Here is a 20,143-nt window from a genome sequence, read left to right as displayed (position 1 = left end):
GATCACGCATGCCGATCTAGAAATAGGTCGGCATCTCTTCGATAACGTTCAGCGCCGCGTCGACCCGACAGACGCGGCGCCACTTGTCGAAGGTCAGGCAAGGATGCGAGGTGCCGAAGGCGATCACGTCGCCAACGGCGATAGGGGCGTCTTCAGGGATCTTAAGGAAGGTGTGCTGATCCATGATGTGAGTGGTCTGCCAGCCGCTCACATCGACCGGCTCCCTGCCCCCCTCGGGATTCGAGGCCAACGCATAGCGCCGCAACGGCAGCGGTAAGTCCGGTTCGTGGCCGATGTCACGCTTGCCGAGCGCGACGATCGCCAATCCCGGCTCGGGCAGCGACTGCACATGAGCGAACACCTCGAGTGCTGGCTTAAGCTCGCCTTCCAGCTGTGGCTGACGCGCCTTCACGTCCGCCATGGCACCGGCATAGAGGCGATGATCGTGGACCACGTAGCAGCCCGGGCGCAGCACTGGCGTATAGCCTTCGCGCAACGCCGCCTTGTCGAACGCCTCGGCGATCAGGTCGAACCACTTGGATCCGGAGGCGGTGACGATCGGCGCCTCGCGTCGCAAAACGCCGCTTGCCCGCAGTGCCTTGACGGTATCCACCAGACGCTCGCCGTAGGCGCGAACCGCGGCGACCTCGTTGCCTCCAGCGATCATTCCCTCGTAACCCTCGACCCCGACCAACGCCAGTGCCGGCTGCGCGGCGATGGCCGCCACCAGCGCCTCGATCTGATCGGCATCGCGACAGCCGCAGCGCCCCCCCATGACGCCCAGCTCTATCAGTACGTTAAGCGACTGGCCTCGCGCGGCAAAGTAGCGCCCCAGGTGCGCGACATTGGCGGCGCTATCGACCACGCAGTAGACCTCGGCGCCTTGTTCGACCAGCTCGGCGATGATTGCCATATTGGGCTCGCCGACCAGTTGATTGGCCATCAAAAGCCGCGTGACGCCATGAGCGAAAGCGGCCCGACACTGCGGCGCGGTGGCCAGGGTGATACCCCAGGCCCCCGCCTCGAGCTGACGTGTGAAGAGCGAAGGCGTCATGGTGGTCTTGCCGTGCGGAGCCAGGTGCGCGCCATGGGCGTCGGCGAAGCGCTGCATCCAGGCCAGGTTATGGGCAAGTGCCGGCTCGAAGACCGCCGCAGCAGGCAGGCTGACGCCGCCCAGCAGGCTAGGGCCAGTTTCGGTGGTGCCCTTGTCGGTGTTCATGGGGCCTCCTGGGGAGGGGGAAATGGGGGATAAGGTGAGCCGCCATCATGCCCCAGGAGCGGAGGTGGTAACCAGAGAGCCGCCCGAAGGCGGCTCTCAGCTAATGCGTATCATGATCGTCAAGAAAGGCTGACCCGCACCGGTAACGCCTGCTCGTCGCAGTTATTGCCGGGGCCGCCCCGGTCGACGACCAGAAACTCCCCTTCGCGCTCGAGCACCGACTGCACCGCGTGCCAGGTGCCGGCATGGTAGTTGACACCCTGGCGGCCATCGGTGACGAAGGCGCATACCTGACCGGGGTCGATGACGTCCCCCGGGGGCGCCACCACGATCAGGAAGCGCTCTTCGTGCAGCGGCATGAAGGCCTGGCTGCCCAGCGGATGCCGCTCGAGATGCGCGATCTCGAGCGGCAGGCTGACCGGCTGGCTGACGAACAGGCTGATCAGCGGTCGGGCGCCCTCTCCCAGGAGCTCGACGCTTGCCAGATCATGGTGGCGCTGGGTGCGCCCGGCATTGATGGGGAAAGACGCCGTGCCCCGGCTATCGATGACGTCGCCGAAGGTCGCGAAGGCCTCGTGAGTCAAGGGGCGGGCGATCAGCTCGAGCATGGCAAACTCCTCAACCAGCATTAACGTGTCAGGCCACGATAAGCCGCCGAGGCGTTCAACGCCATATGGCGATTGACGTCCTTGTAGAGCAGATAGCGGAAGGGACCCGGGCCACCCGCATAGCAGGCCTGCGGGCAGAAAGCGCGCAGCCACATGTAATCACCGGCCTCGACCTCGACCCAGTCTTGGTTGAGATGGTAGACGGCCTTGCCTTCCAGCACGTAGAGGCCGTGCTCCATCACATGGGTCTCGTCGAAGGGGATCACGCCGCCGGGCTGGAAGGTGACGATATTGACGTGCATGTCATGGCGCATGTCGCTGGGATCGACGAAGCGCGTGGTCGCCCAGTTGCCGTCGGTATCCGGCATCGGGGTCGGCTCGATGTCCTGCTCGTTGGTCACGAAGGCAGTCGGCGGGTCGATACCCTCGACGGCTTCATAGGCCTTGCGAATCCAGTGGAAGCGCACCTCGCTCGAGGCATCATTGCGCACCTGCCAGTCGCTCGCCGGCGGAATGAAGGCATAGCCGCCCGGCATCAGGCGATGGGTCTCGCCGGCAATCGTCAGGGTCAGCTCACCTTCCACCACGAACAGCACCCCCTCGGCGCCGGGGTCGAGCTCGGGCCGCTCACTGCCGCCGCCCGGGGCGATTTCCATGATGTACTGGGAAAAGGTTTCCGAAAAACCGGTCATCGGCCGCGACAACACCCAGAGCCGGGTCTTTTCCCAGAAGGGCAGATAGCTGGCAACGATATCGCGCAGCACGCCCTTGGGAATGATCGCATAGGCCTCGGTAAACACCGCCCGGTCCGACAGCAGTTGGGTTTGCGGGGGCAACCCGCCCTTGGGTGCGTAGTAGGAACGCTGTGGCATGCTCACTCCTCGATCCATCGTTATGGCCTGGCAAGCGCCAGGCGGCTTTATTGATCAGCTCATCGCTGACGGATGCGTCGTCATGCTGCGCGTCGGCTGACGCGCCATACCGGCAAGCAGGCTGCCCTGCCTGGCTATCAGGTCTAGCTATCAGGCCTATCTATCAAGTCTAAGGCGCCAGCTCTTCGAGCTCCTGGTAGAGCTCCATCACTTCGCCAATGCGGGCTCGCCCTTGCGCCAGGCGGCGATGCAGCATGGCATTGGCGAGCAGGCTGACTAGGCTCATCGCACTGGCGTAGCTATCGAACGCTGAAAGCGTTTCCAGCGAACATTCCAGCCGCCAGGTCACACGGTCAGCGTATTTGGCGGTGGTCGGGTCCCCGATCAGCAGCACCCGCTGCTCGCGCTGGGCAAGGGTCTCGATCAGCGCCTCGAACAGCCGAGGGCGACGCCGAAAACCGATCAGCACGATCAGTGCCTGGGGGTCGAGCTCGACCAGTTCCTCCGCCAGCGACTGATTGGGCGACGGCAGTAGCTGTACCCCCGACCGCGCCTGCAACAGCTGCTGTCGCATATGCAACGCAATGGGATAGCTATTGCGATAGCCGATAACGGCCAGTGCCGGCGCCTCGTCCAGCGCGCCGACCACCTCATCGAACAGCACCGGCGTCAGCCCCTCGAGGCACTGGCGCAGGTTATTCTGCTCACGCTCGGCATGGCGCCGGAAGCGTTCGACCCCATCGCCCAACGAATCGGCGCCCGACGCCAGCGGCACACCGTAATGGCGCAGTTGCCGCGCATGCGCCTTGACCGCCTTGAAGTCGTCATAGCCCAGGCGCCTGAAAAGACGCGTAACGGTCGCCTTCGACACCCCGCTCAGCCGAGAGAGGTCGGCGGCACTGTAAACCGCCAGATCCTCGAGGTGGGCGAGAATGAAATCGGCCACCCGCCGCTCCTGGGGCCCCAGTTCGGAAAAATGCTGCTGTAGCCGACGCCCGATATGGGTCTGCGTGCTCGCTTCCGCCATGATGCTTCTCGCCTTCCCTCTCAATTGCCAACACGTTAGCGCACCCAGCGGCTTACAACACCGAAGCGATGAACTGGGCGAGCTCCGGCGTCTTGGGTTGGGTGAAGAGTGTCTGCGGATCACCTGATTCGTGAATGCGCCCCTGGTGCATGAATACCACTCGGTGGCTGACGTCACGGGCGAACTTCATCTCGTGAGTGACCAGAATCAGCGTCATGCCTTCCTTGGCCAGGCTTTCCAGCACCAGCAGCACTTCCCCCACCAGTTCAGGGTCGAGCGCCGAGGTCACCTCATCGCACAGCAGCACCTTGGGGTCCATCGCCAGCGCCCGGGCGATGGCCACACGCTGCTGCTGGCCGCCGGAAAGCTGGGCCGGATAGGCATCGATCTTTTCCAGCATGCCGACCTTGTCGAGCACTTCCTCGGCGATCTTGCGGGCCTCGGCACGGGGCGTCTGCTTGACCACTAGCGGTGCCAGCATGACGTTCTCGACCACCGTCTTGTGCGGGAACAGATTGAAGCTCTGAAACACAATGCCGACGTTCTGGCTCAACTCCCCCGGCGACATCGCGGTACCATCGAGGCGCTGATCGGCCAGGTGGATGGTGCCCCAGTCGTGCTGCTCGAGCTGATTGAGACAGCGCAGAAAGGTGCTCTTGCCGGAGCCGCTGCGCCCGATGACGGCGACCACTTCCCCCGACTCGATCTCCAGGTCGATGCCCTTGAGCACCTCCAGGTCGCCGAAGGATTTATGCAGGTCTTTAACGGATACCAGCGCCATAGAGTCGTTTCTCCAGATAACGGGCATAGCGGGACAGCGGATAGCAGAGGATGAAATATCCGAGCGCCACCAGCGCGAAGATGGTGAAGGGAGCGAAAGCTGCGTTATTGAGCATGGTGCCGGCCTTGGTCAGCTCGACGAAGCCGATCACCGAGGCCAGGGCAGTGCCCTTGATGACCTGCACGGAAAAACCGACGGTCGGTGGCACAGCCAGGCGTAGCGCCTGAGGCAGGATGACGTGGCGCATCGACTGCAGGTAGTTCAGCCCCAGCACCCGCGAGGCCTGCCACTGACCGCTGGGCACCGCTTCGATGCAGCCCCGCCAGATGTCGCACAGGAAGGCGCTGGTAAATAGCGTCAGTGCCAGGCTGGCAGCGGTCCAGGCGGACACATCGAACCCAAGTGCCGCCGCACCGAAATAGGCCAGGAATAACTGCATCAACAGCGGCGTGCCCTGGAACACATCGACGTAGAGCCGAATCAGCCAGCGAATCGGCTTGAAACCGCCCATCCGCAGCAGGGTCAACACCAGACCGACAGCGGCCCCGCCGGCGAAGGCAATCAGTGACAGGACCACCGTCCAGCGCCCTGCCAACAGCAGGTTGCGGACGATGTCCCACAGCGTGAAATCCGTCATGCCGATCCTCCTTGGCGAAAGGCGAACAGTCGCCGCCCAACCAGCTCGAACGAGCGCCGCATGCCGACAGCCAACAGCAGATAGATCAGGGTCACGACCAGATAGACTTCGAAGCCGCGGAAATTGCGTGACTGGATGAAGTTGGCGGCGTAGGTCAGGTCGAATACCGAAATCTGGGACACCACCGCCGAGCCCAGCATCACAATGATGCACTGGCTGATCAGCGACGGATAAACCCGCGAAAAGGCCGGCACCAGCACCACATGGCGATAGCTCTGGAGCCGGGAAAGTCCCAGCGCCCGCGCGGCTTCATGCTGGCCGCGGGCGGTCGAGTCGATCCCCGCGCGCAGGATCTCGGCGGTGTAGGCGCCAAGGTTCAAGACCATCGCCACCAGGGCCGCGACCGGCGCGCTGATCGGGATGCCCAGCGCCGGCAGTCCAAAAAACAGAAAGAACAGCTGCACGATGAAGGGCGTATTGCGCACCACCTCGACATAGCCGCCCAGCAGGCGGCTCATGATTCCCGATTCAAGGTCACGCACATAGGCGACGACAATCGCCAGGGCGATGCCGGCGAAGGTGGTGACGACCGTTAACCATAGCGTCGTCACCAAGCCCTCAATGATCACGCCCGAGTACGGCAGCAGCGTGGAAAAATCCAGCGTCATGGTCGGTCACCCGCTCAGTTGGACAGGTCGTCAGGCAAGGCGGTGTGGAACCACTTCTGCGACATCGCTTCCAGGCTGCCATCCTGCTTGGCCTGCTCGATCAGCGCGTTGACCTTGTCCTTGAGCGCCGTATTGCCCTGGCTCAGGCCGATGTAGCAGGGCGAATTCTTGATCCGGAACACCATGGTCGGCGCCCGTTCGGCATTGCGCTCGGCGATCTGTGCCGCCACCACGTTACCGGTAGCGATGTAGTCGACCTGGCCGGAGAGAAACGCGGAGATGGTCGTCGCGTTGTCCTCGAAACGCTGGACGGTGGTATCGCTCGGCGCCAGCTCGGACAGCTCCATGTCCTCGACCGAGCCGCGGGTCACGCCGATGGTCTTGCCGGACAGCCCGTCCGCGTCGTCGATCATTGCCGCCTCAGGCGTGCCGAAGACCCCCAGGAAGAAGGGCGCATAGGCGTCGGTAAAGTCGATCACCGCGGCACGCTCGGGATTCTTGCCCAGGCTCGAGATCACCAGGTCGACCTTGTCGGTTTGCAGGAACGGAATACGGTTGGCGCTGGTCACGGCCACCAGTTCCAGGTCCACCTCCATCTGGTCGGCCAGGTAGTGCGCCATGTCGATGTCATAGCCCTGCGGCTGAAGGTCAGTACCCACCGAGCCGAACGGCGGGAAATCCTGCGGGACAGCGACGCGCAGCGTCCCGCGCTCCTCGATGGTGGCCAGGTCGCTGGCCTGCGCCGAGACGGCGGCCAGGCCGGTAACGACGGTACAGCAGAGCGCCAGTAGGGCCTGGCGGTAGAATCGATGCTTGGTGAAAGCAAACATGACACATCTCCTGATGAGCTCGGTGTTGTTGTTCATAGGGAGAAACGATTGGCGACTTCTATTAGCCATAAGAAACCTTCGTTTCACCTTTAGCTCTGCAAACACGACGCCAATCTTTGTTCTATTGGCGTCAATTCAGGGGATTAGCCAATATTCACAGCCGCAGCACGCTCACTGCAGGGCTCACTTGAAATGCTAAAACGCACGCATTGAGTGCGTGCAACGGGCCTTGTGCGCCATCGGGGCACACAATGGGGGCACATGGGCGATGGGCCCATGACGGCGAGCTCCATCACCACTAAGCCCTATCACCAACAAGCCCTATCACCAACAAGCCCCGCGACAAGCCTTTGGATAGACCGCAACGAATCACGGCCAATCCTCACCGCCTCAATCTAAGGGCCGCTCAGGCCGGATGCTCGGCCTGCCAGTGGCGTGCGATATCCACACGCCGGGTTATCCACACCCGGTCATGGGCCTCGATATGGTCGAGGAAACGCTGCAGCGCACGGAACCGCCCGGGGCGCCCGATCAGCCGGCAGTGCAGGCCGATCGAGAGCATCTTCGGTGCCTCCGCTCCTTCGGCGTAGAGCACGTCGAAGGAATCCCGCAAGTACTGGAAGAACGGCTCGCCGTGGTCGAAGCCGGTCGGCGAGGCGAAGCGCATGTCGTTGGTGTCCAGGGTGTAAGGCACGATCAGATGACGATGCGAATGCCCCTGGCTGTCCTCGGCGTCGGTCCAGAACGGCAGATCGTCACCGTAGTAGTCGCTGTCGTAGAGGAAGCCGCCCTGATCGAGCAACAGGCGCCGAGTATTGGGGCTGTCACGGCCAGTGTACCAGCCCAATGGCGGCTCACCGTAGAGCGACTCGAAGATCGCCAGCGCTCGCTCGAGGTGGTCGCGCTCCACCGCTTCCGGCACGTTCTGATAGTGAATCCAGCGATAGCCGTGGCAGGCCACTTCATGGCCGAGCTCCTTGAAGGCATGGGCCACCTCGGGGTGGCGCTGCAACGCCATGGCGACGCCGAATACCGTCAGCGGCAGGCCGCGGCGCTCGAACTCCTTAAGCACCCGCCACACGCCGGCCCGAGAGCCATACTCATAGATCGACTCCATGCTCAGGTGGCGGTCAGGGTAGGCCTCGGCGCCGGCGATCTCGGAGAGAAACTGCTCGGAGTGGCTATCGCCGTGCAGCACGCAGTTCTCGGCGCCCTCTTCGTAATTGAGCACGAACTGCACGGCGATGCGGGCCTGCCCGGGCCAGTTGGCCTGAGGCGGCGTGCGGCCGTAGCCGATCAAGTCGCGGGGATAGCCGTCATGCGCGGGAGAGTTCATCGCGGGATTCCTGTTGTTCTAATGCTCGCGCTAGTGCCCGGTGTCCAATGCCGGCGCTTGTACCGGCGGCGCGAGGCTCCATGAATACAATAATAAAATGAATTGTATCCATTCATTGTGCAAGCCTGCCCCATGATGCGCTGAGGTGGACATCCTGTTTCGCGGTCGCCGACTGCCTAAGCCTCTGTATACGAAAAAAACCACCCGACCAATAGCCGATTATAAACGCCAAACCATTGCCATATTGGGAAAAAATTGGGCTTATCGGCACTCAAACTGCACCTGCAACAGACGTTGGCGAGGCCATCCCGCTTGCGTTCCAGAACAATCTCGCCTAGTTTTTTTGTATACAAAAACCTCGATTTGTCGCTAGTACGCTTGGCCTCGCTGCCCTGCTGCTCCGTCGAGCCCCGTTCACTCAGGAGTCACTCCAGGATGCGCATTCGCGTCATCAATCCCAACACCACCGCCAGCATGACCACGACCATCGGCGAGGCAGCCTCGCGTATCGCGGCGCCGGGCACCGAGATCGTGGCCACGACCCCCAAGAGCGGTCCGGTGTCCATCGAGAGTCACTTCGATGAAGCCATCAGCGCCGTCGGCATGCTCGAAGAGGTGATGGCCGGCGAGCGCGAGGGCGCGGATGCCTACATCATCGCCTGCTTCGGCGACCCAGGGCTGCTGGCCGCCCGCGAGCTGACCCGAGCCCCGGTCATCGGCATCGCCGAGGCGGCCTTCCACATGGCCTCGCTGATCAGCACCCGCTTCTCCATCGTCACTACTCTGGGCCGCACCGGCATCATCGCCGAGCACCTGCTCGACCAGTATGGCTTTCGTCATCACTGTCGCCGCGTGCGGGCGGCCGAGATTCCGGTACTGGACCTGGAGGATGACGGCGAGGCGGCGCTCACTCGCATCATCGAGGAGTGTCGGCGCGCCCGCGACGAAGACGGCATCGGCGCCATCGTCTTGGGCTGCGGGGGCATGGCCGACCTGACCGGGGAGATCAGCGACGCCGTCGGCCTGCCGGTGGCCGAGGGCGTGACCGCTGCGGTCAAGCTCAGCGAGGCCCTGGTGGGGCTGGGCCTGGGCACCAGCAAGGTAGGCGACCTGGCCTTTCCGCGACCCAAGGCCTTCACCGGACGCTTCGAGCATCTGTCTCACATGCCCCCGCGGACCTGAGACCCGCGACCGAGATAGCCGCAGTGCCCTAACGCACTGATGCAGTACATAAAACATATAAAAAACGCTAAATAGCACGCCGCAAGAGTCCGCCCGGTTCACCGCCGGGACAACAACAACAGAGACCCCCTTCTTGCGAGGACGACAGCATGAGTCATGACCCCAACCCGGCCCAGACCCTATCGGCCGGGCTAAACGATACGGCCACCAAGGCCGCCGGCGAGGAATCGCTAGCCCCACAGAAGACCCGCATCATGGGGCGCACCTCCTACCTGCTGGCCTGGTTTGGCGGCTGCGTGTCGATCGGCACCTTCACCATGGGCTCCAGCGTGGTCGGCACCCTGAACCTGCTCCAGGCGACGCTGGCCATCGCCATCGGCTGCTTCGTGATCGGTATCGCGCTTGCCCTGAACGGCGCCGCCGGCTACAAGTACGGCATTCCCTTCATGGTCCAGGCGCGCAGCGCCTTCGGCTTCAGCGGCACCCGGCTGCCGGGGCTTGTACGCGCCGTACCCGCCATCGTCTGGTACGGCTTCCAGAGCTGGATCGGCGCCGGCGCCCTGAACATGGTCTCGGCGACCCTGTTCGGCTTCGACAACCTGATCTTCTACTTCATCGCCTTCCAGTTCCTGCAGATCGCCCTGTCGGTGACGGGCTTTCAGGGCATCAAGTGGCTGGAGAATATCGGCAGCGCCTTCATCCTGGCCTCGCTGGTCTACATGTTCTACAGCACCGTGCAGCGCTACGGCGACGAGCTCTCGGCCAGCATGCTGACCATGGAGGGTTCCTGGGGCATGCCCTTCTGGGGCGCCACCATGCTGTTCCTGGGCATCTACAGCACCATGATGCTCAACGTCAGCGACTATTCCCGCGAGCACAAGGAGGGCAGCGGCCCGGGGCTTCTGACCACCCTCTACGCCATGTCGATCCTGCCCTGCACTCTGTTCATGGGCCTGATCGGCTATATGGTCTCCGAAGCCACCGGCGTCGCCGATCCCATCAAGGTATTCGCCAATGCGGTCGACAACACGCCGCTTTTGATGACCACCCTGCTGTTCATCGCCTTCGCCCAGGTCACCACCAACGTGCTCAACAACGTGGTGCCGCCGACCTATGTGCTGATGGATACCTTCAAGCTGAAATACCGCACGGCCACGGTGATCGTCGGCCTGCTGGCCTTTGCCACCTTCCCCTGGGAGCTGGTCAAGGATGAGTCCGCCGCCGGCCTGCAGGTCTTCGTGCAGACCTACTCCGCCTTCCTCGGTCCTATCTTCGCCATCCTGGTGGTCGACTACTACCTGATCCGCCGCCGCACTCTGGACCTCGGCAAGCTGTACGACGAGAACGGCCCCTACCGCGGCGTGAACCACGGAGCGCTGATCGCCACCCTGGTGGGTGTGATCGCGGCCTTCAGTGTCTCCACCGTCTCCTGGTACGCCAGCCTGCTTCCGGCCGGGCTTACCTACTTCCTGCTGATGAAGTACTGGTCTCGGTGCCAGCGCTTCTGCAGCTGATCGGCCGCCTTACCCTGCCACAAAAAAGCCCTCGCTTCGGCGTGGGCTTTTTAGATTGATTCATATTGATAACGGCCTCAGCAGGCCGCCTTTCAGCGCGAAAATATCGTATAGAGATCCGGGGCCTCATCTTCTTCGCTATGGATGGAGAGCGAGGCCTCGATGGCCTTGAGGTGGCGCCCCATGAAGGCCTGGGCGCGTTCGCCGTTCCCCTTTTCCAGATAGCTCACCAGATCCTCGTGATCATGGGACTCGCAGCCCAGATGACCCGGGTTGCCATAGACGGCAAGAATCAGCGAGGAGCGTGAGCACAGGCGTTCCACGAAAGCCGCCAGGGTGGCGTTTCCTGACAGGTGCGCCAGGTGGCCATGGAAGGCCGCCGAGAGCTTGATGGCCGTACTCTGTTCCCCGGCCCGCAGCGCCTCGCGTTCCTGGGTCGCCATGTCACGCAGCGTCTGGATATCCTCGCGGGTGATGCGCCGGGTGATTTCTGGGATCAGGCCACACTCGATCATCTGCCGGGCATCGAAGACGTCTTTCGCCTCATCGGCGGAGGGCCGCGTGACACTGGCCCCACGGCGCGGCGTCAGTGTCACCAGTTCCTCGAGGGCGAGACGCTGCAGAATCTTGCGGATACCGGTACGGCTGATGTCGAAGACATCGGCCAGGGCATCTTCTCTAAGCCGGGCTCCCGGCTTCAGGCGATGCTCGATGATGGCGTCGCTGATCGACTGGTAGATGACCTCGTGGCGCTCCGCCCCATCGCCATCCTTGCCCCGGCGCGTCGCGGCCTTCGGGGCCGTTCCTTCCTTGCCCTCGGGCCATCGTTGGCGCTGGTTCATGACCTCACTCCTCGCTGCAGGCTGCCCTTGCTAGAGCGCCCATTGTATACGATTTGCCGAGGTGAGCCGCTCATCAGTGAGCCGCGTGCTCGATAAAGGCGCCAAGGGTCGCCCGCTCGTCGTCGGTCATGCCGGTCACGTTGCCAAGCGGCATATAGTGGGTGGTGACGGCGACGCGCTGAATGTCCGCCAGGTGGCGGCGAATCTGCTCATCGGTGTCCAGCTGCACGCCGGCCGGTGCCGCGGCGAAGCCCCCGAAGGTCGGCACGACGGCGTGGCAGCCCGCGCAGCGCTCCTCGATGATCGCCGACACCTCGCTGAAGGCGATCTCGGGGGCAGCGTTCGCAGTGCTCTCGGCGGTCTCGGTGGCAACAGACGACGGGGCCGGCTTGGGCACCATCGCCGCCATCAGCGTCACTAGCACCAGGCCGGCGGCGGGCAGCACCCACACTTTGCGCCCCGCCAGATGGCGGATGTTGAAGTAGTGACGCACCAACACGCTGAACGCCATCAGCCCCGCCAGCACCAGCCACCCCCACTCGGAGGCGTAGGTCATGGGATAGTGGTTGCTGATCATCAGGAACAGCACCGGCAAGGTCAGGTAGTTGTTGTGCCGCGAGCGCAGCAGGGCATGGCGACCGTGGGCGGGGTCCCGCTCGGCGCTGGTCTTCATCGCCGTCACCAGCGCCTTCTGGCCGGGTATGATCACCCGGAAGACGTTGGCCACCATGCAGGTGCCGATTGCCGCCCCGACATGGATATAGGCCGCGCGGCCGCTGAAGACCTGCATCAGCGCCCAGGTCAGCCCGATCAGCAGCGCAAAGCCGATCAGCGCCAGCCAGGCCGGGCGGCGCCCCAAAGGGCTTCGGCACAGGCCGTCATAGACGAACCAGGTGCCGAATATCACCACCAACCCCACCAGCACGCCCTGCCAGGGAGCCAGTGCCGAGCCCGGCGGCAGCAGCATGGTATCCGCTTTCAGGTAGTAGACCACCCACAGCAGGGCAAAACCGGTCAGGAAGGTCGTGTAGGCTTCCCATTTGAACCAGTGCAGCGGATCAGGCAGGCGAGGTGGCGCCAGCTCGTACTTCTGCAAGTGGTAAAAACCGCCGCCGTGGATCGCCCATAGCTCGCCGGCTACGCCGTCGCCCAGAGAGGCATTCTGGCGCTCGAGATGGTTCTCGAGCCAGTTGAAGTAGAAAGAGGCGCCGATCCAGGCCACGCCAACGATCAAATGGCCCCAGCGCAGCAGCAGGTTGGCCCAGTCATGAAGATAGTCCATGAGCATTCCTCGAAGCTGGCTTAGCTACCGCGATAGGTGGTATAGCCGTAGGGCGAGAGCAGCAGCGGCACGTGGTAGTGCTCATCGGCACTGGCGACCCGAAAGCGCAGCGGAACCCGCTCGAGGAAGACACCCGACGCCGGTTCGCCCTGCGCGCCAAGATAATCACCGGCATGAAAGAGCAACTCGTATTCGCCCTCGGTGAAGGCATCGCCCTCCAGCAGCGGCGCATCGCAGCGGCCATCGGCATTGGTCACGGCCTCGGTGAGGCGGGTGCGGGACTCGCCGTCGAGGCGATAGAGTTCGAGTCGGATGCCATGGCCCGGGCGTCCGCGAGCGGTATCGAGCACATGGGTTGTCAGATACCCCATGAGACCTCCTGTGGGTTGTCGGGACGTGTTTCGCCCCTGATTATTGTATACAGTTACTGTATCGCATATCTGCCGCCGCCGCGCAAAGGAGTCGCCATGGCCGATCGTTCCTCCGCTCCCCTGCCACTGCAGCTTCGCCCTAGCCGCCTCGACCGCGCGGCCTTTATCGCCCGCTTCGGCGATCTCTACGAGTCTTCGCCCTGGATCGCTGAGGCCGCCTGGGACCTCGGGCTCGGCCCGGAGGCGGACAACCTCGATGGCCTCGCCACGCGGCTCGCCGCCGTGCTCGATGCGGCGGATGAAGACCGCCAGCTCGAAGTGATTCGCGCCCACCCGGACCTTGCCGGTAAGGCGGCGCTGGCCGGCGCCCTCACCGACGATTCGCTCAAGGAACAGGCCGGTGCCGGGCTGGATCAGTGCACGCCCGAGGAGCTTGCACGCTTTACCCGCCTCAATGAGGCCTATCAGGCGCGCTTCGCCTTTCCCTTCGTGATCGCAGTCAAGGGCAAGGATCGCCATGCCATTCTCGCCGCCTTCGAGGACCGGCTCGACAACAGCCCGGAAGAGGAGCGCCGCACCGCCATCGACCAGATCCACCGCATCGCACGACTGCGGCTCGAATCCCGCGTCGCCGAGTACGCGCAGTAGCGACCGGCCCTGTCCCAGTGAAAAGAGGCCAGCGAGAAGGGCCTAGTGAAAAGGTGGAAGGCCTTTCCGTTTTCACGACAGCCCACCGCCGAGGCGGTATCCTGTGAACCGACTAGGCAGGCCATGAGGAGCACGGCGTGACAGACGGCAAACGCAAGACGGTGGGACGCCCCGCCGGCACGGGCAAGAGCGGCGGCGGCCATAGCCAATCGCTGGTGCGCGGGTTGAACATTCTCGAGGTGCTGGCCGCTGAGCCCCAAGGGCTCGCGCTTTCGGACATCGCCGCGCGCATGGAGCTCGCCCCTTCCACCACGCACCGGCTGCTGCAGGCCCTGAACGGTCAGGGCTTCATCACCCAGGAGGCGGAGCTCGGCCGCTGGCGCATCGACGTCAAGACGTTTCGCATCGGCAATGCCTTTCTCGAGGCCCGCGACCTGGTCGCCACCGCCCGGCCCTTTCTGCGTCGGCTGACCGACGCCAGCGGCGAGTCCGCCAACCTCGGCATCGAGGACAGCGGCCAGGCGGTCTTCCTGGCCCAGACCGAGTCGCCGCAGATGATGCGCATGATCACGCGACTCGGCTCACGCGCCCCGATGCACGCCTCCGGCGTCGGCAAGGCCCTGCTGGCTTGGCTGCCCGAATCCGAGGTGGCGCGCATTCGCGAGGCCCACGGACTAGCGCGTGTTACCCCCAATAGCCTGGATAGCTCCGCCGCCCTCGAGGCCGCCATGGCCGAGATTCGTCGTGCGGGCTATGCCTGCGACCGCGAGGAGCACGCCATTGGCCTACACTGCGTGGCCGCTGCCATTCACGATGAGCACGGTCGGCCGCTGGCGGCGATCTCGGTCTCCGGCCCGATGGCCCGCATCCCCGAGGCGCGCCTCAATGAGCTTGGCCAGCTGGTGCGTGAAGCGGCCGACGAGATCACCGCCCTGCTGGGCGGTCGGCGACCCGATGCCCAGGCCTGAGCAGACCAGCCAAACAGACAGACAGGAATTAGCCGCCAGGGCTTAGACGACTGAGCGGCGATGCGCCGAGGCTGAAGCATGGCGCCACCCAGAGTACACTAGCGCCCACCGTATCCAGTCAGCCGAGGCCCGCGATGAGTTCCCACCTGCTCTCCGTCGATTCCCTGTCACGCGACGATGTCGATCACCTGATGCGCGTCTCCGCGCTGATGGAGCCGATCGCCCAACGCCGCAAGGTCACCCGCGTGCTGGAAGGGGCCGTGCTCGGCAACCTGTTCTTCGAGGCCAGTACCCGCACCCGCGTCAGCTTCCACGCCGCCTTCAGCCGACTCGGAGGCAGCGTCTGCGATACCACCGGCTTTACCTTCTCGTCGATGGCCAAGGGCGAGTCGCTCTACGACACCAGCCGGGTGATGAGCGGCTACTGCGACGCCATCGTGCTGCGCCACCCCGAGCAGGGCGCAGTGGCCGAGTTCGCCCGCGCCACCAACGTACCGGTGATTAACGGCGGCGACGGCCCCGGCGAGCACCCCAGCCAGGCGCTGCTCGATCTCTATACCATCGACAAGGAATTCACCCGGCTCGGCAAGTCGCTTGCCGGCGCCCATATCCTGCTGACCGGCGACCTGAAATACGGGCGCACCGTTCACTCGCTGATCAAGCTGCTGTCGCTGTACGAGCCGATGCGTATCACCCTGGTGGCGCCGCCGGGGCTCGAGATGCCCAGCCACCTGATCGACCTGGTCAGCAACCGCGGCCACCGGATCGAGACCCGCGAAAGCCTGGCCAGCGACTTCAGCGACCTGGACGTGGTCTACACCACCCGCATCCAGAAGGAACGCTTCACCGCCGAGATGAGCGAAAGCTTCGGCGGTCTGACCCGCGACTTCACCGTCGACCGCGCCTTCATGGACCGCTACTACAATCGCGACACCATCGTCATGCATCCGCTACCCCGCGACAGCCGCCCCGAAGCCAACGACCTGGACGTGGACCTGAACGGCGACCCGCGCCTGGCCATCTTCCGCCAGACCGATAACGGCATACCGGTGCGCATGGCGATCTTCGCCACCCTGCTCGAGGTCGATCACCTGATCGAGAAGGACCTGCGCGACGTTCGCTGGTTCGTACCCGATACCGTCGGCGTCGACGACCTGCGCGGCTGATACACGACAGGCACTCGGCCTCTCAGCATGAAAGGGCCCGCTCAATGAACGGGCCCTTGCATGCTGAAGGTAGAAGAGGAAAGTTTAGGCAAGCGCATGCCGGCTACTCAGTACAGACCTGATCGCGGCCTGCGCGCTTGGCGGCATAGAGCGCGGTATCCGCGCGCTTGAACAACTCCGCGAACGCCTCGCCCTGAGCATACTCGCTAAGACCGATACTAATGGTGATGGACAGTTCACTGTCGTCCTGGAGGGTGACAGCGCCGGCCTTGATATATTGGCGCACCCGCTCCATGACGTTCTCTGCGGCTGGCAGGCTTGCCTGTCGCATCACGACGACGAACTCCTCACCGCCGGTTCGCGCCACGATGTCGCCATCGCGCAGACACTCCGAGATACGGCTACTCAACCACTGAATCGCGATATCCCCCACGTCATGGCCGTGGGTATCGTTGACTCGCTTGAAGTGATCGATATCTACCACCGCAAGCGAGAAGCGCTCTTGCCGAGCGATCAATGTCGCCAGATGCTGATCCAGGAACGCGCGATTGGGTAGTCCCGTCAAATAATCCCGGGACGCCTTGTCGGCCATCAGGTCGAGTTCCTGACGGACCTGTTCGATCTCGGCTTCGTTAGTGATAACACGCTCCACCGCATCGGCAATCAGCCTGACCAACTCGACTTCCACCTGGGTGAAAGGCGCTTGACGCGGGCTTGGGCTCGAGAAATTGAGCGTTCCCCATACCTCACCATTCAAACGTAACGGCGTACCGATGTAGGCCTCGAGACCAAATTGCTGATAACAGGGATGACCGCTGATGCGGGCATCCTGACTCGCTTGAGTGGTGTACAAGACATCCTGAGTATCGAGCATCAAACGACAGTAGGTATCGCCCAGGGCGAAGGAATCCCCCGGCGAGATACCGTCGTCTGACGCAGCCCATTTGACGATGTACTGATCATCGATGATGCGGCTGACGAGGCCGATTTGCAGAGAGAGGGTGTCCAACGCATCGCGAAGCAGTCGATCGATGATCTCGCTGGTGCTGATATCTGTACGATTCACGCTGCTGTGGATATCACGCAATAGCTGGATCATGGCACGGTCTTCTGTGACATCTTGGATCACCGCATAGAAACCGAGCACGTCCTGTTCCAGAAAGTCGGGGACGTAATTGACTTTGAAGTAACAAGTACGGCCGTCCGAGAGCGAGATCCGGTCCTCATAGTTGACTTCCTGACCGGAGAAGGCCCGTTGAAAGCGGGGCCACACCTTGGCGTAGGACTCGGCATCGAGGACCGACGACACCGGCTGACCAAAAAGCGCTTCCTGGCTTATGCCGATGAAATCCACATAGGCCTGGTTATTGAAACGGAAACAACCCTCGCGGTCGATATAAGCCACCATGACAGGCAGCTGGTCGGCGAGCCGCCCGAGAATGCCCTGATTGGATTGGAGCGAAGCCGTCAGCTTGATGACGATGCTGCCATCCGAGAGCCCGTAATAGCTGCCGGCGCTATCCTCGAATCGCCAAGTTGCACCTGGCCGCACCTCGCGCCTAGCCAGGCATTCCGAAACGGCGACGCCGAGCTGGGTGCGAATGTCCTTCAACTCCCCCGGAGACAGGCCAATCAGCGCTTCTGGATGACGCCCCAAAAGCGAACGAGTGTCGCCTACGGCATCGGTGATTATCCGCTCACTCGAGATGCGCAGATAAACAGACTGGGAGAGCGACAAGACCTCATTCCACCATTGCGGTTGGCTCACGGCGTCATGTTTCCTTTGTTAGTGAAGCGGTACCAATGTCTCGTGCTGATACCTCTAACTACGACTATGCCGAGCCGAGCGTGCACGATCAATCAATCGACATCATCGCCTTCTGGGCAGAGAGGCGTCTGGCGAGCATTCATCATGCTATTTAAGCCAGACATGAAAGTGAATTCCATTCATTTTCATGCGGAAATCCTTCATTGGTGGTAATGGCCAAGAGCCTGCCAAAATGCGGCCTCAATCGAAGACGCATAACGCCACGGAGGCATCCCGCCATGACCCAAGACCTGATCACCCAGCGACTCGACCAGGGCCCGCTTATCTGTGCCGAAGGCTTTCTGTTCGAGCTCGAGCGGCGCGGTTATCTCTCCGCCGGTGAGTTCGTGCCCGAAGTGGCGCTGCTGCGCCCGGACGCGCTGGAAGCGCTGCATCGCGATTTCCAGCATGCGGGATCGGATGTCGTTCAGGCCTTCACCTACAACGGCCACCGCGAAAAAATGCGGGTGATCGGCAAGGAAGACCTACTGGAACCGCTGAACCGGGCTGCCCTGAAGATCGCTCGCAAGGTGGCCGATGAAAAGCCCGGCAACCTGATGGCCGGCAACATTTCCAACAGCAACGTCTGGGACCCTGAAGATCCGGCCGCTCAGCAGAGCGTGCGCGCCATGTTCGACGAGATGGTGCAGTGGGCCGTCGAGGAAGGCGCCGACTTCATCATCGCGGAAACCTTCTACTATGCCGGCGAAGCGCAAGCGGCCCTGGCAGCGATCAAGGCCCAGGGGCTACCTGCCGTGGTCACCTTGGCGCCGATGGCCGAGAACCGCATGGTCGATGGCCCCGGCATCGTGGAAACCTGTGTTTCCCTCGAGCAGCAGGGAGCCAGCGTGGTCGGCCTCAACTGCTTCCGGGGGCCGGATACCATGCGCCCTTGGATCCAGCAGATTCGCGACGCCGTTTCCTGCCATGTGGCAGCACTGCCGGTGACCTATCGCACCACCGAGCAGGAACCGACCTTCTTCAATCTCTCCGACAATCATGGATGCAGCTGCCCCGCTCCCCACGGACGCGCCTTCCCGACCGCGCTGGACCCGCTGTTCTGCAACCGTTACGAGCTTGGCGCCTTTGCGCGCGACGTTCATGCCCAGGGGGTCAACTACCTCGGCGTATGCTGCGGGGCATCGCCGATGCACGTGCGCGAAGTGGCCATGGCGGTGGGACGTGAACCGGAAGGTGCCCAATTTGCGGAGCGCATGGAGAACCACTTCATGTACGGCACCCATGAGCGCCTGCCGGAGCATATCGCCGCCCTGGGCGAAAAGGCCTGACGAGGCCGACTGGCCCTTCCGACAACGCCTCGCGGCCTTCCCTAGCGGAACGAGGTGATCACCGTCGCGCCGACGCCGGTGAACGCCTCCATGTTCATGAGTGCGCTTGGCGCGTCGTCCAGGCCGATGCGCGTCCCCACCAAACGCGACGGTGCTAGACGACCGTAGCGCACCATGTCGAGCATGGCGCCATAGCGATGGGCCTGCATGCCATGACTGCCCAGAATCTCCAACTCGTCCGCGATGACCTTGTGCATGGGCAGCGCTGGCGAATGCTGATCCCCCGCTAGCAGGCCCACCTGCACGTGCTTGCCACGGGTGCGCAGGCTCAGGATCGAGTTGCTGCAGGTGGTATGGCTGCCCAGGGCATCCAGCGACACATGGGCGCCGCCCCGGGTCAGGTCGCGCACGGCGTCGACGACATCCGAACACTCGTTGGCATTGACGCTCGCGCTCGCCCCAAGCGCCTCGGCCAGGGCCAGCTTGTCGTCGTCGATATCCACGGCGACGACCTGGGCGCCGAGGGCATGGGCGATCATGATCGCCGACAGGCCGACGCCGCCACAGCCATACACACAGACCCACTGGCCGCCCGATACCCGCCCCTGGTCGACGACGGCCCGAAACGCCGTGGCGAAACGGCAGCCAAGCCCGGCAGCGGTGGCAAATTCCATGCTGTCGGGCAGGGCCACCAGGTTGAGATCGGCCTGGGGCAGGCGGGTGTACTCGGCATAGGAGCCCCAGCGGGTGAACCCCGGCTGGGCCTGGTGATGACAGACCTGCTGATGCCCCGCATGGCACTCGAGGCAGGCGCCGCATCCGCTGACGAAGGGAACGGTAACGCGATCGCCCGGCTGCCAGCGAGTCACGTCCTTGCCGGCGGCAACGACGATGCCGGCCAACTCGTGGCCGGGAACGTGTGGCAGCACGATGTCGGCATCATGGCCCATCCAGGCATGCCAGTCGCTGCGACACACTCCGGACGCCTCCACTTGCACCACCACCCCATGGGGCTCGGGTGACGGGTCCGCCACCGTCTGGATGCGGGGAGTTTCCTGGAACGACTCGAAGACCACGGCTTTCATGGCGGCGCCTC

Annotated in this window: 20 protein-coding genes; 6 read left to right on the top strand and 14 right to left on the bottom strand. The window is 63.4% G+C overall.

The window, feature by feature from the left end; translation table 11 throughout:
- Positions 1-16: 16 nt before the first annotated feature.
- The 9 genes from BLR71_RS09345 to puuE all read right to left on the bottom strand — a co-directional run bounded on the left by BLR71_RS09345 (position 17) and on the right by puuE (position 7,978).
- On the bottom strand, positions 17-1,219 hold the full coding sequence (locus BLR71_RS09345; RefSeq protein ID WP_092525377.1) for an amino acid deaminase: 1,203 nt from the start codon (positions 1,217-1,219) through the stop codon (positions 17-19).
- 119 nt (positions 1,220-1,338) lie between these two features.
- Positions 1,339-1,827: an ureidoglycolate lyase gene (locus BLR71_RS09340; RefSeq protein ID WP_092525445.1), complete on the bottom strand. Its 489-nt coding sequence runs from the start codon at positions 1,825-1,827 to the stop codon at positions 1,339-1,341.
- A gap of 20 nt (positions 1,828-1,847) precedes the next feature.
- Entirely contained in the window at positions 1,848-2,699 is an 852-nt protein-coding gene (locus tag BLR71_RS09335; RefSeq protein ID WP_092525375.1) for a bifunctional allantoicase/(S)-ureidoglycine aminohydrolase, read from the bottom strand.
- 169 nt (positions 2,700-2,868) lie between these two features.
- Complete coding sequence (locus tag BLR71_RS09330) at positions 2,869-3,726, bottom strand: MurR/RpiR family transcriptional regulator (protein ID WP_092525373.1); 858 nt, start codon at positions 3,724-3,726, stop codon at positions 2,869-2,871.
- 52 nt (positions 3,727-3,778) lie between these two features.
- The gene (locus BLR71_RS09325; protein ID WP_092525371.1) at positions 3,779-4,507 is read right to left on the bottom strand and encodes an amino acid ABC transporter ATP-binding protein; all 729 of its coding nucleotides are present in this window, start codon (positions 4,505-4,507) and stop codon (positions 3,779-3,781) included.
- On the bottom strand, positions 4,488-5,144 hold the full coding sequence (locus BLR71_RS09320; RefSeq protein ID WP_092525369.1) for an amino acid ABC transporter permease: 657 nt from the start codon (positions 5,142-5,144) through the stop codon (positions 4,488-4,490). The genes BLR71_RS09325 and BLR71_RS09320 overlap by 20 nt, the downstream gene beginning before the upstream one ends.
- On the bottom strand, positions 5,141-5,812 hold the full coding sequence (locus BLR71_RS09315; RefSeq protein WP_092525367.1) for an amino acid ABC transporter permease: 672 nt from the start codon (positions 5,810-5,812) through the stop codon (positions 5,141-5,143). The genes BLR71_RS09320 and BLR71_RS09315 overlap by 4 nt, the downstream gene beginning before the upstream one ends.
- A gap of 14 nt (positions 5,813-5,826) precedes the next feature.
- On the bottom strand, positions 5,827-6,642 hold the full coding sequence (locus BLR71_RS09310) for a transporter substrate-binding domain-containing protein (protein WP_092525365.1): 816 nt from the start codon (positions 6,640-6,642) through the stop codon (positions 5,827-5,829).
- A gap of 406 nt (positions 6,643-7,048) precedes the next feature.
- Entirely contained in the window at positions 7,049-7,978 is a 930-nt protein-coding gene (puuE, locus tag BLR71_RS09305) for an allantoinase PuuE (RefSeq protein ID WP_092525363.1), read from the bottom strand.
- A gap of 435 nt (positions 7,979-8,413) precedes the next feature.
- Here puuE and BLR71_RS09300 point away from each other — a divergent pair, with 435 nt between their 5' ends.
- Together BLR71_RS09300 and BLR71_RS09295 are read left to right on the top strand one after the other, a co-directional pair.
- On the top strand, positions 8,414-9,160 hold the full coding sequence (locus tag BLR71_RS09300; protein WP_092525361.1) for an aspartate/glutamate racemase family protein: 747 nt from the start codon (positions 8,414-8,416) through the stop codon (positions 9,158-9,160).
- A 149-nt stretch (positions 9,161-9,309) separates the two neighbouring features.
- On the top strand, positions 9,310-10,674 hold the full coding sequence (locus BLR71_RS09295; protein WP_092525359.1) for an NCS1 family transporter: 1,365 nt from the start codon (positions 9,310-9,312) through the stop codon (positions 10,672-10,674).
- Positions 10,675-10,766: 92 nt separating this feature from the next.
- Here BLR71_RS09295 and BLR71_RS09290 read toward each other — a convergent pair whose 3' ends face one another.
- From BLR71_RS09290 to uraH, 3 genes are all read right to left on the bottom strand, one after another.
- A complete protein-coding gene (locus BLR71_RS09290) occupies positions 10,767-11,516 on the bottom strand; it encodes a GntR family transcriptional regulator (RefSeq protein ID WP_092525357.1) in 750 nt (249 codons plus the stop codon).
- Between the two features lie 73 nt (positions 11,517-11,589).
- Positions 11,590-12,798, bottom strand: a complete 1,209-nt coding sequence (locus tag BLR71_RS09285; protein ID WP_092525355.1) for a urate hydroxylase PuuD — start codon at positions 12,796-12,798, stop codon at positions 11,590-11,592.
- Positions 12,799-12,818: 20 nt separating this feature from the next.
- On the bottom strand, positions 12,819-13,169 hold the full coding sequence (gene uraH, locus BLR71_RS09280) for a hydroxyisourate hydrolase (RefSeq protein ID WP_092525353.1): 351 nt from the start codon (positions 13,167-13,169) through the stop codon (positions 12,819-12,821).
- Between the two features lie 96 nt (positions 13,170-13,265).
- Here uraH and uraD point away from each other — a divergent pair, with 96 nt between their 5' ends.
- From uraD to BLR71_RS09265, 3 genes are all read left to right on the top strand, one after another.
- Entirely contained in the window at positions 13,266-13,817 is a 552-nt protein-coding gene (gene uraD, locus BLR71_RS09275) for a 2-oxo-4-hydroxy-4-carboxy-5-ureidoimidazoline decarboxylase (RefSeq protein ID WP_092525351.1), read from the top strand.
- Positions 13,818-13,954: 137 nt separating this feature from the next.
- Complete coding sequence (locus tag BLR71_RS09270) at positions 13,955-14,785, top strand: IclR family transcriptional regulator (protein WP_092525349.1); 831 nt, start codon at positions 13,955-13,957, stop codon at positions 14,783-14,785.
- A 50-nt stretch (positions 14,786-14,835) separates the two neighbouring features.
- The gene (locus BLR71_RS09265) at positions 14,836-15,951 is read left to right on the top strand and encodes an aspartate carbamoyltransferase (RefSeq protein WP_340147966.1); all 1,116 of its coding nucleotides are present in this window, start codon (positions 14,836-14,838) and stop codon (positions 15,949-15,951) included.
- A 103-nt stretch (positions 15,952-16,054) separates the two neighbouring features.
- Here BLR71_RS09265 and BLR71_RS09260 read toward each other — a convergent pair whose 3' ends face one another.
- Entirely contained in the window at positions 16,055-17,719 is a 1,665-nt protein-coding gene (locus BLR71_RS09260; RefSeq protein ID WP_092525345.1) for a bifunctional diguanylate cyclase/phosphodiesterase, read from the bottom strand.
- A gap of 278 nt (positions 17,720-17,997) precedes the next feature.
- Here BLR71_RS09260 and BLR71_RS09255 point away from each other — a divergent pair, with 278 nt between their 5' ends.
- Positions 17,998-19,047, top strand: a complete 1,050-nt coding sequence (locus tag BLR71_RS09255; protein WP_092525343.1) for a homocysteine S-methyltransferase family protein — start codon at positions 17,998-18,000, stop codon at positions 19,045-19,047.
- 41 nt (positions 19,048-19,088) lie between these two features.
- On the opposite strand, the gene BLR71_RS09250 is transcribed toward BLR71_RS09255, so the two are convergent.
- Entirely contained in the window at positions 19,089-20,132 is a 1,044-nt protein-coding gene (locus BLR71_RS09250) for a zinc-dependent alcohol dehydrogenase family protein (protein ID WP_092525341.1), read from the bottom strand.
- Between the last annotated feature and the right edge of the window lie 11 nt (positions 20,133-20,143).

Origin of the sequence: Onishia taeanensis, from assembly GCF_900100755.1 — a bacterium.
Lineage (GTDB): Bacteria > Pseudomonadota > Gammaproteobacteria > Pseudomonadales > Halomonadaceae > Onishia > Onishia taeanensis.
The sequence above is the reverse complement of the archived record's forward strand: the minus strand, read 5'-3'. Positions and strand labels throughout refer to the sequence as shown.